This window comes from Sphingobacterium sp. UDSM-2020 (assembly GCF_016132525.1).
Lineage (GTDB): Bacteria > Bacteroidota > Bacteroidia > Sphingobacteriales > Sphingobacteriaceae > Sphingobacterium > Sphingobacterium anhuiense.
Genome location: NZ_CP066166.1, coordinates 5,785,857 through 5,799,769 on the forward strand (window position 1 = coordinate 5,785,857; position 13,913 = coordinate 5,799,769).

At 35.3% G+C, this 13,913-nt stretch carries 12 protein-coding genes and 1 other RNA gene; 10 read left to right on the top strand and 3 right to left on the bottom strand.

The annotated features are described in order from the left end of the window. Positions 1 to 59 precede the first annotated feature (59 nt). The gene (locus JAZ75_RS24560; protein ID WP_208699165.1) at positions 60 to 2,090 is read left to right on the top strand and encodes a M3 family metallopeptidase; all 2,031 of its coding nucleotides are present in this window, start codon (positions 60 to 62) and stop codon (positions 2,088 to 2,090) included. A 77-nt stretch (positions 2,091 to 2,167) separates the two neighbouring features. Here the strand turns inward: JAZ75_RS24560 and JAZ75_RS24565 are convergent, their stop codons facing one another. Further along, positions 2,168 to 3,499, bottom strand: coding sequence for a hypothetical protein (locus tag JAZ75_RS24565; RefSeq protein WP_208699167.1), 1,332 nt, complete (start codon positions 3,497 to 3,499; stop codon positions 2,168 to 2,170). Between the two features lie 163 nt (positions 3,500 to 3,662). On the opposite strand from JAZ75_RS24565, the gene ssrA reads away from it, so the two are divergent. The 6 genes from ssrA (at position 3,663) to JAZ75_RS24595 (ending at position 8,227) form a co-directional block, all read left to right on the top strand. Continuing rightward, positions 3,663 to 4,030, top strand: a transfer-messenger RNA (tmRNA) gene (gene ssrA, locus JAZ75_RS24570). Between the two features lie 256 nt (positions 4,031 to 4,286). Beyond that, entirely contained in the window at positions 4,287 to 5,537 is a 1,251-nt protein-coding gene (locus JAZ75_RS24575; RefSeq protein ID WP_208699169.1) for a site-specific integrase, read from the top strand. Between the two features lie 89 nt (positions 5,538 to 5,626). Continuing rightward, on the top strand, positions 5,627 to 6,475 hold the full coding sequence (locus JAZ75_RS24580) for an RteC domain-containing protein (protein ID WP_208699171.1): 849 nt from the start codon (positions 5,627 to 5,629) through the stop codon (positions 6,473 to 6,475). Between the two features lie 85 nt (positions 6,476 to 6,560). Then, positions 6,561 to 6,836: a helix-turn-helix domain-containing protein gene (locus JAZ75_RS24585; protein ID WP_208699174.1), complete on the top strand. Its 276-nt coding sequence runs from the start codon at positions 6,561 to 6,563 to the stop codon at positions 6,834 to 6,836. A gap of 22 nt (positions 6,837 to 6,858) precedes the next feature. Continuing rightward, positions 6,859 to 7,629 (top strand): transcriptional regulator, encoded by a 771-nt coding sequence (locus JAZ75_RS24590; RefSeq protein WP_208699176.1) that lies wholly within the window; start codon positions 6,859 to 6,861, stop codon positions 7,627 to 7,629. Next, positions 7,553 to 8,227 (top strand): ATPase, encoded by a 675-nt coding sequence (locus JAZ75_RS24595; RefSeq protein WP_232789312.1) that lies wholly within the window; start codon positions 7,553 to 7,555, stop codon positions 8,225 to 8,227. Before JAZ75_RS24590 ends, JAZ75_RS24595 begins: the two co-directional genes overlap by 77 nt. Before the next feature lie 33 nt (positions 8,228 to 8,260). Here the strand turns inward: JAZ75_RS24595 and JAZ75_RS24600 are convergent, their stop codons facing one another. Then, positions 8,261 to 9,355, bottom strand: coding sequence for a hypothetical protein (locus tag JAZ75_RS24600; protein WP_208699179.1), 1,095 nt, complete (start codon positions 9,353 to 9,355; stop codon positions 8,261 to 8,263). Positions 9,356 to 9,369: 14 nt separating this feature from the next. Beyond that, positions 9,370 to 10,182 (bottom strand): RNA polymerase sigma factor, encoded by an 813-nt coding sequence (locus tag JAZ75_RS24605; RefSeq protein WP_208699181.1) that lies wholly within the window; start codon positions 10,180 to 10,182, stop codon positions 9,370 to 9,372. A gap of 2,011 nt (positions 10,183 to 12,193) precedes the next feature. Here JAZ75_RS24605 and JAZ75_RS24610 point away from each other — a divergent pair. The 3 genes from JAZ75_RS24610 (at position 12,194) to JAZ75_RS24620 (ending at position 13,873) form a co-directional block, all read left to right on the top strand. Beyond that, positions 12,194 to 12,646, top strand: coding sequence for a helix-turn-helix domain-containing protein (locus JAZ75_RS24610; RefSeq protein WP_208699183.1), 453 nt, complete (start codon positions 12,194 to 12,196; stop codon positions 12,644 to 12,646). Positions 12,647 to 12,675: 29 nt separating this feature from the next. After that, the gene (locus JAZ75_RS24615) at positions 12,676 to 12,981 is read left to right on the top strand and encodes a DNA-directed RNA polymerase subunit alpha C-terminal domain-containing protein (protein ID WP_208699185.1); all 306 of its coding nucleotides are present in this window, start codon (positions 12,676 to 12,678) and stop codon (positions 12,979 to 12,981) included. 103 nt (positions 12,982 to 13,084) lie between these two features. Then, on the top strand, positions 13,085 to 13,873 hold the full coding sequence (locus JAZ75_RS24620) for a hypothetical protein (protein ID WP_208699187.1): 789 nt from the start codon (positions 13,085 to 13,087) through the stop codon (positions 13,871 to 13,873). Positions 13,874 to 13,913 lie beyond the last annotated feature (40 nt).

Genomic DNA, 13,913 nt, shown 5'->3' on the forward strand with positions numbered 1-13,913 from the left:
TCGCTGTCGTAATTTTGATTTTTCTACATAGGTTCAAAATATTCTACTAAATTTACTTTATGAGTATCTTAACACAACATTTTGAGACGGTGCATAATACCGCACCATTTTCTAAAATAAATAACGAAGACTATATACCTGCATTTGATCAAGCTATTGCTAGCACCAGAACTGAAATTGATGCCATAGCAAATACCGTTGAACCTGCTACTTTCGACAATACGATTGTTGCATTGGCATTTTCGGGAATGTCTTTAGATCGTTTATCATCTATATTTTTCAATCTACATTCAGCGGAAACCAACGATGAATTAGAACAGATCGCTCAAGACGTTGCTCCAAAACTTGCAGCACTTGGTAATGATATCACGCTTAATTTTGATCTTTTTAAAAGAATTAAGCAGGTTTATGACCATAAAGAAAAGTTGGATCTGACATTAGAGCAAACAACTTTATTAGAGAAAAACTACAAAGATTTTGTTCGCAATGGGGCACTTCTGTCTGATGATAAAAAAGAGCAGCTTCGTGCTATTGATACTGAACTCTCGCTACTAAAATTAAAATACGGAGAACATGTATTGGCCGACACCAATGCTTATGAACTTCATCTTACAGATGAAGCTGAGCTCGCTGGTTTACCGGACGGAGTTAAAGAAGCTGCAGCCGGATTAGCGAGATCTCAGGAAAAAACAGGTTGGATCTTTACCCTAGACTATCCAAGTTATATCCCGTTTGTCACCTACGCCGAAAATCGTGAATTGCGTAAAATAATCAGTATTGCCGCCGGTAAAAAGGCATATCAGGATAATGAAAATAATAACGAAGAAATTGTATTAAAAATTGCGAAACTTCGTTTTCAACGCGCACAACTGCTTGGGTATGAAACGCACGCCCACTTTGTATTAGAAGAACGTATGGCACAGAATCCAGATAAGGTAAACGCATTCTTAGACGATTTATTGACCAAAGCAAAACCAGCGGCGAAAGATGAATTTCAGGAATTACGCTCTTTTGCCAGTGAAACTGATGGTATTACTATTTTAGAAAAATGGGACGGAGCTTATTATGCTGAAAAATTAAAACAAAAGAAGTTTCAGCTTGATGATGAACAGTTAAAACCTTATTTCAAATTAGAAAATGTACTGCAGGGAGCTTTTGAAATAGCAGGAAAATTATTTGGCTTACGCTTCAGTGAAGTGCAAATTATTGACAAGTATCACAAAGATGTACAAACATTTGAAGTAAAAGATGATGAAGATAATTTCATCGCTGTTTTCTATGCAGACTTTTTTCCAAGAAAAGGTAAACGCAATGGTGCCTGGATGACTTCATTTAAGCCACAATATAAAAAAGATGGTAAAAATGAACGTCCACATGTTTCAATCGTGTGTAATTTCACTCCTGCTACTGAAACCAAACCTTCGCTTTTAACATTTAATGAGGTAACAACTTTATTTCATGAATTTGGTCATGCTTTACATGGTATGCTAGCAGATACCGTTTATCCTACGCTTTCAGGAACTGCGGTGTTTTGGGATTTTGTTGAATTGCCTAGTCAGATCATGGAAAACTGGTGTTATGAACAAGAAGCATTGGCGCTATTTGCTAAGCATTATGAAACTGGAGAACCGATCCCAATGAATCTCGTTGAAAAAATTCGAGAAAGTGCCTCCTTTTTAGAAGGTATGGCTACACTTCGCCAACTCAGCTTTGGAAAATTAGATATGGGCTGGCATGGTCAAGATCCGACTACGATCGATAACCTCAAAAAGTTTGAAAATGATCAATTTGCATCGACACAACTCTATCCTGATGTTACTGATAATGCGATGAGTACATCTTTTTCCCATATATTTAATGGCGGTTATTCTTCCGGTTATTACAGTTACAAATGGGCTGAGGTGTTAGATGCAGATGCGTTTGATTACTTTAAACAAAATGGCATTTTTAACAAAGAGATTGCAACTAAGTTTAAAAATACAGTTTTATCCAAAGGTGGCACTGAACATCCAATGAGTTTGTACAAACAATTTAGAGGCCAGGAACCGACGGTAGAAGCTTTATTGAAACGTGCTGGTTTAATGAAGTAAATATTTGTCAATGCATAAAAAAGGATGCTTTATGATCGTAAGGCATCCTTTTTTTATTATTCTTTTTTTAATAGTCCCTATTTTGTAGCCTCAGCTTTTTCGTCAGCTACCGTATTTTTATCGGTGTTATCTTTTGTAGCAGTTACCGTTTTTGCATTATTATCGGGAGCAAGGCTTGGGTGTGTTACCGGACTTTCTTTAGCTTCAGAAGGTGATGCAACAGGTTTAGCTGCTTCCACTGATTTTGTGCTATCAGTAACCTTTGGTGCTACCTTTGTAGCAGCAGCTTTAGCTACTGGCTTTGATGCTGATGCTGGTTTCGAAATATTAGTTGCTTTTGCAGGAGATGGTTTTGACGCTGTTGCAGTTGCGACTTTCGGGGCTTCCGCGACCTTTGCCGTTGCCTTCGCAGGAGCAGTTTTAGGCGTTGACTTTGATGCTGTTGTTGTAGATTTACTTGTAGTTGTGGCTTTCGGAGCTTCCGCTACCTTTGGAGCTACTTTCGCAGGAGCTGGTTTTGCTGCAGGCTTCGATGCTGTTGCTGCAGGTTTACTTGCAGTGGTGGCTTTCGGAGCTTCCGCTACCTTTGGAGCTACTTTCGCAGGAGCTGGTTTTGCTGCCGGCTTCGATGCTGTTGCTGCAGGTTTACTTGCAGTAGTGGCTTTCGGAGCTTCTGCTACCTTTGGAGCTACTTTCGCAGGAGCAGATTTAGCCACTGGTTTTGATGCTGTTGCTGCAGGCTTACTTGCAGTGGTGGCTTTCGGAGCTTCCGCTACCTTTGGAGCTGCTTTCGCAGGAGCAGGTTTTGCTGCTGTTGCTACAGGCTTACTTACAGTTGTGGACTTAGAAGCTTCAGCAACCTTTGGTGCTACTTTCGCAGCAGCAGGTTTAGCGACTGGTTTTGATGCTGTTGCTACAGGTTTACTTGCGGTTACTGGTTTAGGACCTTCAGTAACTTTTGGCTTATCAGCTTCTTTCTTTACTTCGATCTTTTTTTCTGCGACAGCTTTACTATCCTTTTTCTTACTTTTGGAAACTGCATCTTTTTTTAAAGACTTACTATCCTTTGATTTCTTCTTTTTATTCTTATCAGATTTAATTGCATCATCATTCTTATTAGAAGTGACTCGTTTGATCGTTTCATCTACATGAAAAAAGGGCAATTTTTCCTGAATTTCCGAAAGTGTTTCTTTCACTTTTTTATTCAGCTTTTTATATGCCTTTACTAATTTAGATTCCTCTTTTGAAGTCTCTTTTTTAGATGATTTCTTTAATTTGCGCGGTGTTTTCGATTTTTCTGCAATTGTTTTTACATTGCTTACATCAGCTGCGAACTTCTTTTTAGCAACTGGAGTAGACGTTTTTTTATTTGTCTTTTTCGAATTTTTAGATTTTATTTCCTTAGCCATGTAGATTTATTTTTTGATTCAATGAATATTTCACACTTATAACAATTCTGATTAACAATTGTTTGTATATCAATATATGTAAGATACAAAATATATTGTATTCCAAGCGTGTATATTCCTTCATAATTGAAATAATATTTGTATTTTTGTATTCTACATAATTGGGGTCGACCGGAATTGACAGGATGGAGACGGTTATGTAAGCATGCAGTGCGTTGTTAGTAGAGCACTTTAATCGGAACTTTCACAATTACAACTGGCGAAGAAAACTACGCCTTAGCTGCTTAAGTTAGACTTAACATAGCTATTTGTCCCGTTAGATCCTGTTCTTTGGTTTAACATTCGGGGCATCGAACAATAGAACTGGCAGGTGTGATTTTGCTAATCACTTGTAAGACTCAGCAAATACGGCGTACGGTATAGGTCAGCAACTCACCTTCCCTCGCTCGACAATTAAAGAGAAGCTAAGCATGTAGAAAGCGTACACAGTACCATGACTGGACGAGAGTTCGAATCTCTCCGGCTCCACGATTAACAAAACAAGTAGTATCAAAACCCTATAAATAGCAGTATTTATAGGGTTTTGTCGTTTATAAGCCTTCCTGACCATTCCATATTTCTTATTTCCAGCGAGACCAAATCGAGACCAAAAGTTTGTCTAAAATTTGGTCTCGCTAAACAGCACAAATACATAACTAACAATTAGTTACGTAACATGAGCAAACATTGAACATCTTGATAAAATGTGCAAAAGGAAATAACTTAAGAAATATAAAACACCACAACAATGAATGCTACAATTACTATTCACATGTATGCTAGAGCATCACGCGTGAACAAAACAGGCGAATTACCAATCTATGTACGTTTAACCATAAACGGAGAACGGACAGAGTTTACCACGAAGAAGTATGTAGATCCGAAAAAATGGGACGAAAAAGCTATGAAAGTCAAAGGCAATTCAGAAGAAGCCAGGACAATTAATAGCTATCTCGATTCAATAAAGCTCAAGATCAATCAGACGCACCTACAGTTGCAGTACAAATCCGAGCCAATTACCTTAGAAACATTCCTGGATCTATACACCGGTAAAAAAGAAAAAGCCAGGACACTTGTGCCCATCTTCCAAAATCACAACAACAAAGTCAAAGAGTTAATAGGCATTGAATATGCCCAAGGAACACATACCAGGTACGAAACTACGTTGGCCCATATTCAAAAATTCCTCAAGTGGAAATATCGAAAAGATGATATCGACATTCTGCAGATAGACAACATCTTCATCAATGATCTTGATTTTTATCTGCGTACAGAACACAAGTGCGCAAACAACACGGTAATGAAATACATTAAGAATTTCAAAAAAGTAATCCGGATATGCCTTGCAAATGGCTGGTTAGAAAAAGATCCCTTTATCAACTACAAGTCCAAATTCATAGAGATTGAGAAAACATTTCTCACCGAAGATGATTTACAAGCCATCATTACGAAAGAGATTCATAATGATAGACTAGATCTGGTAAAAGATATCTTCCTATTTGCATGCTTCACAGGTCTAGCCTATATCGATGTAAAACAATTAACATCGCATAATATCATCAAGGGCATAGATGGCCAGCAATGGATCAGCACGCACAGGCAAAAAACAGATACTTCATCCAAGATCCCATTATTGGATACCGCCAAGGAGATTCTTGAAAAATATGCAGATCATCCAAAAAGTAACAATGAAGATGTTTTGCTTCCCATCCTCACAAACCAGAAGATGAATGCCTATCTCAAGGAAATAGCAGATCTATGCGGAATAAATAAAGTATTGACATTCCATTGTGCCCGCCACACATTTGCAACAACAATAACGTTGTCAAATGGTGTTCCAATAGAAAGTGTATCCAAGATGCTTGGCCATAAAAGTATTAAAACAACGCAGCACTACGCCAAGATTACGGATAGAAAAGTAGCCAACGATATGGAAAATCTCAAAATACTATTAAACAAAAGTGAGGAAAATTCTAAACTTAAAAGAAAATCTATATAAATAGAAACAGAATAGATACATTTCTAAGATCCAAAAAAGGTTATCTTTAGTTATTTGTCAACTAATTAAAGATAACCTTTTATACATATATGAATCAAACTCTTATAGCCATCACTGAAGAAATTAATATTTATATTAAAAATGCCGAAGAAGACTTTCAACATGATTATTCAAAAATAACAGAAATGTCTATTCAATATATCTCCAGAAGATTAGAAGAGGTCAAACAAAACTTCGAAATAAGTCCTGAGATTACTCCCGATACAGAAATTTTCTACTTCAAGCATATTAAGTGTCACCTCCTTGCCCTAATACAATATTATTCACTCATACAAAAAATAGAACTTGACAAACCTCCCGTAAAAAAGAAAGCTGTTAAAAAATATTACCTCAAGACTTTGTTTAAACTAAAGAAGAAACTCACCCATAACAAGTTCTTCTACAATTATTTTAAATCCAACTCCTCACAATTTGATGATCATTTCTTTCGTAGGACTGATCGCGATCTTTTTATCCCTACTGGTGACTATCTACTCGAAATTGATAAAAACAAGAACACGCCCACAGTGCACATTTTTGTACAGATGGAAGCATACGAAATGCTTAGACATTATCTGAAGAAGAAAATCAAAAAACTTGGTACTAAGGAGATATCAACACCAAAAAGTAATAAGTTGTTAAAATGGACCACCTCAAAAATTGATCTAATAGAATCAATCTATGCGCTCCATGCAGCCGGAGTATTCAATAATGGCAAAGCCGACTTAAAAGATATTGCCGAATACTTCCAACAGATATTTGATATCGACCTGGGTCAGTACAATCGCGTATTTTACGATATCCGATCACGGAAAAATAACAAGACCAAGTTTGTCGATAGCCTTAAAGACGCATTGAGCAAAAGAATTAAAGACACTGACAATGAGTTGTTTCCATAATTATTTACCCCAAGGTGTTACCAACTTGGGGTAAATTCATTTTTATATTTAACAAATTTGCTATTCATCAAATAACCAAATAATTATGGCAATAGAAATCCTTACGCGAGAAGATCTCGCAGCTTTCAAAGCAGAATTGTTAAATGACTTACGCAATCTTTTTTCTGGAAAATTATCCACTCAGAAAAAATGGATAAAGACAAAAGATGTCGTCAAAATGCTTCAGATCTCTCCTGGTACCCTACAAAACTATCGGATCAACGGAACTATCAATTACTCCAAGATTGGCAATACCATCTATTATTCACTTGAAGATATCCAGTCACTATTGAATAGCAGCTCTACAAACCCAAAATCCTAATTCCACTTAAGCACGTTACAAAATGAATTACATTAAGCAACTCACCTATTTTTTCAATAAGGCTACCGCCGACACAGGCCTCACTCCTACCCACTCGAGTCTCTTCATGGCTTTATTCCAACTATGGAACCAAGCCAGATTTACTAAAAGTATCCAAATTGTTAGAGACGAGGCCATGCGCTTGAGCAAGATCAACTCCAAAGCCACCTATCACAAAGCCATGGCCTACCTGCACAAAAACGGATACATCGATTATCAACCTTCTTACAATCCTTTTAAAGGTAGCGCCATTAGTTTTTTTCCTGATCGTATCGTTACAACAGATACAAGAAACGAACCTGTTCAAAATCTGTCCACAAGAACAATAAACGAGCCTTATAATAAACAGTATAGTAATCATATTATTAATCATAATATGATTACTCAATCGCGCGATAAAAAAAATGAGCGAGATGAAAAAAAATCTAGTCAGGTTGTTACAGTACTGTCCAAGTCCAACAAAGAAAAAGATTCCAGTCAAAAAGAAAAAGGTGTTCCTCCGCAACGACTACAGGTCGAGGAGTTCTTCATTTCACAAAAATCAACACTTATCGAAGCAAATCGATTCATCAATCATTACACAGCCAATGGTTGGCTCGTTGGGGGCAAAAGCCCCATGAAAGATTGGAAAGCATCAGCAAAAAATTGGATTTCAAACAGTATTAACTTTAATCATCATGCTAACAATACAAAATCAAACCGTTCACAACAACTCAGTACCACCACAAACAAAAACTATTTCGAACCATTATGATTATAACAAGGTATTTCAATTTTTAGAAAACAAAGGCCAGGAATTATATGGTCCAAAATTTCATTTGCATGAAAAAGACACACCCATTATTTACAAACTAGCGGCCTACTATCTCCAGGACGAATCAATATGTCAAGCTCACGATATTGATTTACAAAAAGGAATTATGTTGACTGGCCCAATTGGTTGTGGAAAAACGTCATTGATGACTATTTTGAGATATCTTCCCCAACAACAGGACAGGTATATGATGAAGAGTGTAAGAGATATTACTTTCGAATTCATCCAAGAAGGATATGATATCATACATCGCTACAGCAGAGGAAAGCTTTATAGTACGGAGTTCCGCAACTATTGCTTTGACGATCTTGGTACCGAAAAAAACATGAAGCACTTCGGCAACGAGTGCAATGTCCTGGCCGAGATCTTACTCTCCAGGTACGATCTCTTTGTCGCCGGAAAGTTGAAGACACATATCACCACCAATCTCTCAGCAACCGAGCTCGAAGAAGCATACGGTAATCGGCTACGATCGCGACTCCGCGAAATGGTCAATCTTATTGGTTTTGATATGAGTGTCCAGGACAAAAGAAAATAAAAAAGTCGTTGGTGTTGCACCAACGACTTAAATTTATTCTATAATAACATTAATACCCGCCATACTGGCTTTATACTTTATTTTTTCAATCAAACCATAATAGCTCCAATTTCTTAGTAGGAACTCGTCTTCTTTCGCAACTTCCTCTTTATTACTTTGATTCACTAATAATAATGTACCAGCTTCAGATTTTACACAAATATCAATTAGCTTTCGACTATATAAATGTAGACGGCTGTCAACGTAACGTCGCTCTTTCTCTTCAAAATGATCTAAACTTTTCAATTTTTTCTTTCTCCCATGTCCGCCCTTATTATATGTTGAAGCTTTTTGTATTCTATGTCTTGCAGCTTGAATCGCCATACGCCTATACAAGAACTCTTCCTTAGTTCCTATTTGATAATTATCCCTATCTACGATTACAGTAATAGGATGCTCAACTGATAGGGATGCTTCAGCGATGACGTGATCCTTCAGTTCATGTTTCTTTTTTGGAAGTTCCAAAGCTAATAACAAAAATAACTTACCCTTAACAATTTGAATGGAGCTAGTACATATTTTAATCTGTCCAACTAATGCTCTCTGTAACAAAACTCTTTTATCAGAACGATCTTTCCCAAGATAAGTTCGAAATGGAATCTTAAAAAGGTTAAACTTAAAATCGCGTCCTTTTTCATCATTATGTAACTTCACTTGTTCACCACCAAAGGGTATTGGCATATCTTTTTTATAATTTCTCAAAGATTTTTCACCCTTCCAATATGCCGCTCTTTCACTACTAAAAACCCTATTCAAAGTCATGTTCATTGCTGAGAGAATATTTGAAGGCAGCTTACCTTTAAAATATAAGGCTAGTATCCGATAAGTTGTATTCATCTTTGATGAAGTAAATATACCATCAGGATCCTTTTTAAAATCGCCCAGTTTAACTTTAACGTCATCACGCAGATAAATTAAATCCTTCATCTGCTCCTGTATATACTGATGCGTCATTACCATGTTCGAGCCACGGTACACAATATCTTGCCATTCGAATAACTTCTTAAAATATTCCGAACGCTCTTCTTTGTCATCACAATCCAAGTAAATTTGGACTTTCCGAGTTAAAATTAGGGTGTCTTTTTCCATAATTATAAGTTTTATTAAGCCATTTTCTTTGCACTTTTGATTTTTGCATGCGCCTGAACAAATAGTCTTTTAACCAAATCAGGGGTTAGCTGCAACGCTTCTGAGATCTGCTCAAAAGATAATTGAAGTTCATATCGCATATAAAATATTTCTGTCTGTTGATCGTCAAACTCTCCCTGCAGCACAATTTTGGAAGGCTTATTTAGAATCTCCATCTTCTGCGAACAATTAAATACCGAACGCAGTATTTCTATTGTCTTTTCGACTTGCAGGCTAACTTCATAATCCGAAATACCTCCTAAATAATAAGCTATTCTTTCATAATTAAAACTGTACTTGAGACAAAGCTTAATAAATAGCTGCTGCTCTTGATTAAGACTAGGCATTAGACCAGATAATTGATCTAATCGCTGTTGCTTTTCTTCTTCAAGTTTTTCCATATAAATCAGATCAATTTCTTCTTCTTCCTCCAATTCATAGCCAACTAGAAACTCTTGATAATTTTCGATTGAATCGAGCCGAAGAAGACTTCTATGAAAACGATTACGCGTTGTATTGTAGAATGACTGGATAGCAGATTTAACCTGAGTTTTTAAGAAGTTTAAAATATTATCATTATCTGTAACTTGATTACGATAAAGCCACAAGCGCAATAATGCTTCCTGTACTATACTTTCAGCGGCACAATCATCTTGTGTAGCTCGGAATGCCCAAACGAAAAGTTTTTTATAAAAAAGCTTATAGAAAAAACTCAAACCACGTTCATCACCATTTTGCAATAATGAAACATGTTTCTCAACTATTCCTTTTACTGAATTTTTAATCATAATCAACGTTTTGGTTAAATACCTATGCTACATCTATTCTTTAATGATGTATAAATTGTATAATTGGTGTGTTCTATGCAGAACTGATTGTTAGTTCATTGGTAGTGATAAGTGAAATTAATTACTGTTATAATAACTTGGAACAAGACAATAGTATCTTAACAACATTTATTACAGCAAGGCCCATCCGTTGTGCATACATTAATTTTGCTTCAGACACTCATATATACTCGGAAAATAGAGATGTCAATATTTTTATAAAAAAAAATACAAATCAATTATTTACACACTATAACATTAGCCTGAAGGTGACTAAATTGTATATTACTATTTAAAAGAATTATTAGTATTTAGTGAGTGACTTTTGTCCTCACTCTGCGGCGCCACAAGAAACCTCAAGTATGTTATTAAATTCAATAGATGTAATAAGAAAGAGTACTTTTACTTCCGATTTCCATAATACGAAATACGACCAATTATCAAAGGGGTACCGCCAAGACCGTTGCGCATGTAAAAGAAATTTAGCGAGCGACTTCTGCCCTCACTCCACGGCATCACAAGAAACCTCAAGTATGTTATTAAATTCAATAGATGTAATAAGAAAGAATATTTCACTTCGGATTTCAATAATTAGACATATGGTCATTTATCAAAGGTTCCGCCAGAAACGTTGTACATTTCAAAGAAATTTAGCGAGTGACTTCTGTCCTCACTCTTCGGCTCCACAAGCAGCCTCTATATTTTTAGTTTTCACATAAAAATTATTCAAATTCAATAGCATATATATTACCAAAACATATTTAAAATGTTAATTAGTAATGATGTATAATAAAATTTCTGATTTTGTACGACCAAGCACATTGTATATTAAAACGCAAAGACCGCCATTGTGTTTTTCAACCATCTTTTCAGTTGGTTCCATTACAAATAACATACGGTTTCCAGTAGGAGGTTGTACATTTTTAATAAAATTTAGTGAGTGACTTTTATCCTCACTCTGCGGCGTCACAAGAAGCCTCAAGTATGTGGTTTAGTATAAATAAGATCTTCTTTAATCCCCCTTTATATTACCTATAATTTAAGGTAAGATTACACCAGCAAGGGCGTTGTATATCAGCAAACTGATTAGCGAGTGACTTTTGTCCTCACCCCATGGCGTCACAAGAAGCCTCTATTTTCTTTTAACATTGATTTATTCTACATATTCATTCGATGAGACCATTTTAATAACTTAATTAAAGTTAAGCAAAGGCACGGCGAAGGGCGTTGTATATAAGTAAACTGATTAGTGAGTGACTTTTGTCCTCACTCCACGGCACTACAAGAAGCCTCCATTTTCTTTTAACACTTATTTATTCTGTATATTCATTCGATGAGACCATTTAAATAACTTAATTAAAGTTAAACTAAGGCACGGCGAAGAACGTTGTATATCAGTAAACTGATTAGTGAGTGACTTTTATCCTCACTCTACGGCGTTACAAGACGCCTCTATTTCCTTTTAACACTTTATTATTCAACATAATTTTTCAATGAGACCATTTTAACAACTTAATTAAAGTTAAACTAAGGCACGGCAAGAGCATTGCGTAATTCAAAGAAGTATACTGAGTGACTTTTATCCTCCCTCCACGGCTCCACAAGCAGCTTCAAAAAATCTCTTTTTAAATATCAACTGTGCTTGATAACGACCAATTGTATATCTTTCTGCTATATATAATGCCTATTGTGATGTTTCTTACTTACAGTATTCAACAGGCCGTTGTATATTTTGATAAAATTTAACGAGTGTGGGTTAACCTCGCTCTACGGCATCACAAGCTGCCTCAATAATATCTATTAATCCTATTTAAAATTTAATCAATACCAATAAGTCAAAGAACATTCAGCAGTTGCTGTTAGTCACAATAATCCGTAACTTTAAACCAAAGATATTTCATTAATTATTATTTACGAGCAGGGTATTGTACCGATTTACCGGTAAAAAACCAGTTCATAACATTCGTTCACCATGAATACTATTTTTGAAGAAAAAAAAGACAAAATGCATATAGGCCATAATATTAAACGGATAAGAGAAATTCAAGGAATCAAGCAGGAAGCTTTTGGACAATTATGCAGAAGCAAATACTCTCAACAACGTATTTCTGATTTTGAAAATATGGTAGCTTTTGACGAACCACTATTAAAAGAATTGGCAGACGCGCTTGGGGTAACACCAGATTTCGTCAAATCCTTTAAAGACGAAAATGTTATCTACAACATACAGAATAATCAAGATAATAGTACAAATAATCAACAATACAATCACCCCAATATACAGAATGACGGCTCAGACAAGCTATTAGCACTATTAGAAAAATTCATTGAGGAAGACCGTATCAAAACACAATCCATTGCTGCATTAAGCAAAGCTGTATTAGATCTTGCCAGCGAAGTAAAAAAGCTCAAAGAAGGAAAGTAGTTTATTATTAATCTAGAGTAGCTAACCATATGGAAAACCTTACACGAGAAGAACTTAAAGCTATTATAAAAGAGTCGATTCGCGAAATTCTTTTAGAAGAAGGAATCTCAATTAAGAGAAATCAAGAAGATAACCCAAATCTTGATGAGTCTATTAACACGTTAGGGCTTTCCAATAAGTTGTTAAAAGCATTTCATTATAAGGACATATATACAATTCGTCAATTGGTTAATCTTGCAATATTTGATATAAAATCATTACGTAATGTTGGAGAAAAAGGCGTAGCAGAAATTTTAAATGCACTTGAAATGCGTAACTTGAAACTACGAATGTAGTTCAAGTTACGCATTTCAATCCTTCAATTTCAATGTAAGAAATTACATAAAACTAGAAAAAATGAGTATATGGAATTAAAAAATATTAATCGAACCTAAAATCATGACTGCTAAGTGCGATAATCTTTATTACCCTGATTTACGAAAATTTTATGAACGACTGATTGTTTTGAGACATAATGCTTACTTCATGAATAATATGATGAATGCAACCCTCAAAAAATACAGTAATGTACCTCCAGAACATTTAATATCAGCGTCGGCGCTTATTATTAGCGATATAACAGGGGAAACCGACAACGGCTGGGAGCTTAATTTCCATACAGGTGTATCCAAAACGGTATTAGCAAAAGAATTTAATAACGAAGTTTCTCGATTAATATCGATAGAATGCTGTTATGTTTTAGCTCAAAGTTTCGAAGCTTTGGAAAAGCTTTTCAAAAATTTTATTTATGAAAAATGTAAATTAGACAATTTATTTTTCGAAGTAATAAAAACAGAAAAATTTAATCCACAGGACAGAAGTAACTACCCGGGAGGTGACTCACTTTTAAAGCTAATCCGTAAAGCAACTAAAGAAGATTTTAATAAATATTCTGAATCCAATAATTACAAATTGAAGTTCTCTGTTTTTTGGAAGACAATTTCAGAGTTAAGACATGCTATTACGCACAGTCAAAATATTATAAAAAAAGAAAAGATTTTTAAATCAAAAGATTACACGAATATAGCCAGACATTTCGCGTCCTTCAGCCCAATAACCCAAAATGAAGTTGAGATAGTATTAGATTACAAAAAAATAGATAGATTACTCAAATCAATAGCAGAGTTTGCATTTCAAGTATTTAAGATACTCTCTAAAGAGAAAGGATTTAAGTGGAAAATGAGTTGAATATTGTCTTTTTATTATTTTAATATATACTTCCATCACT

Bases quoted from the DNA above. Each gene is read 5' to 3' on its own strand.
- JAZ75_RS24560 (WP_208699165.1), top strand. From the start codon at position 60: ATGAGTATCTTAACACAACATTTTGAGACGGTGCATAATACCGCACCA.
- JAZ75_RS24565 (WP_208699167.1), bottom strand. From the start codon at position 3,499: ATGGCTAAGGAAATAAAATCTAAAAATTCGAAAAAGACAAATAAAAAA.
- JAZ75_RS24575 (WP_208699169.1), top strand. From the start codon at position 4,287: ATGAATGCTACAATTACTATTCACATGTATGCTAGAGCATCACGCGTG.
- JAZ75_RS24580 (WP_208699171.1), top strand. From the start codon at position 5,627: ATGAATCAAACTCTTATAGCCATCACTGAAGAAATTAATATTTATATT.
- JAZ75_RS24585 (WP_208699174.1), top strand. From the start codon at position 6,561: ATGGCAATAGAAATCCTTACGCGAGAAGATCTCGCAGCTTTCAAAGCA.
- JAZ75_RS24590 (WP_208699176.1), top strand. From the start codon at position 6,859: ATGAATTACATTAAGCAACTCACCTATTTTTTCAATAAGGCTACCGCC.
- JAZ75_RS24595 (WP_232789312.1), top strand. From the start codon at position 7,553: ATGCTAACAATACAAAATCAAACCGTTCACAACAACTCAGTACCACCA.
- JAZ75_RS24600 (WP_208699179.1), bottom strand. From the start codon at position 9,355: ATGGAAAAAGACACCCTAATTTTAACTCGGAAAGTCCAAATTTACTTG.
- JAZ75_RS24605 (WP_208699181.1), bottom strand. From the start codon at position 10,182: ATGATTAAAAATTCAGTAAAAGGAATAGTTGAGAAACATGTTTCATTA.
- JAZ75_RS24610 (WP_208699183.1), top strand. From the start codon at position 12,194: ATGAATACTATTTTTGAAGAAAAAAAAGACAAAATGCATATAGGCCAT.
- JAZ75_RS24615 (WP_208699185.1), top strand. From the start codon at position 12,676: ATGGAAAACCTTACACGAGAAGAACTTAAAGCTATTATAAAAGAGTCG.
- JAZ75_RS24620 (WP_208699187.1), top strand. From the start codon at position 13,085: ATGACTGCTAAGTGCGATAATCTTTATTACCCTGATTTACGAAAATTT.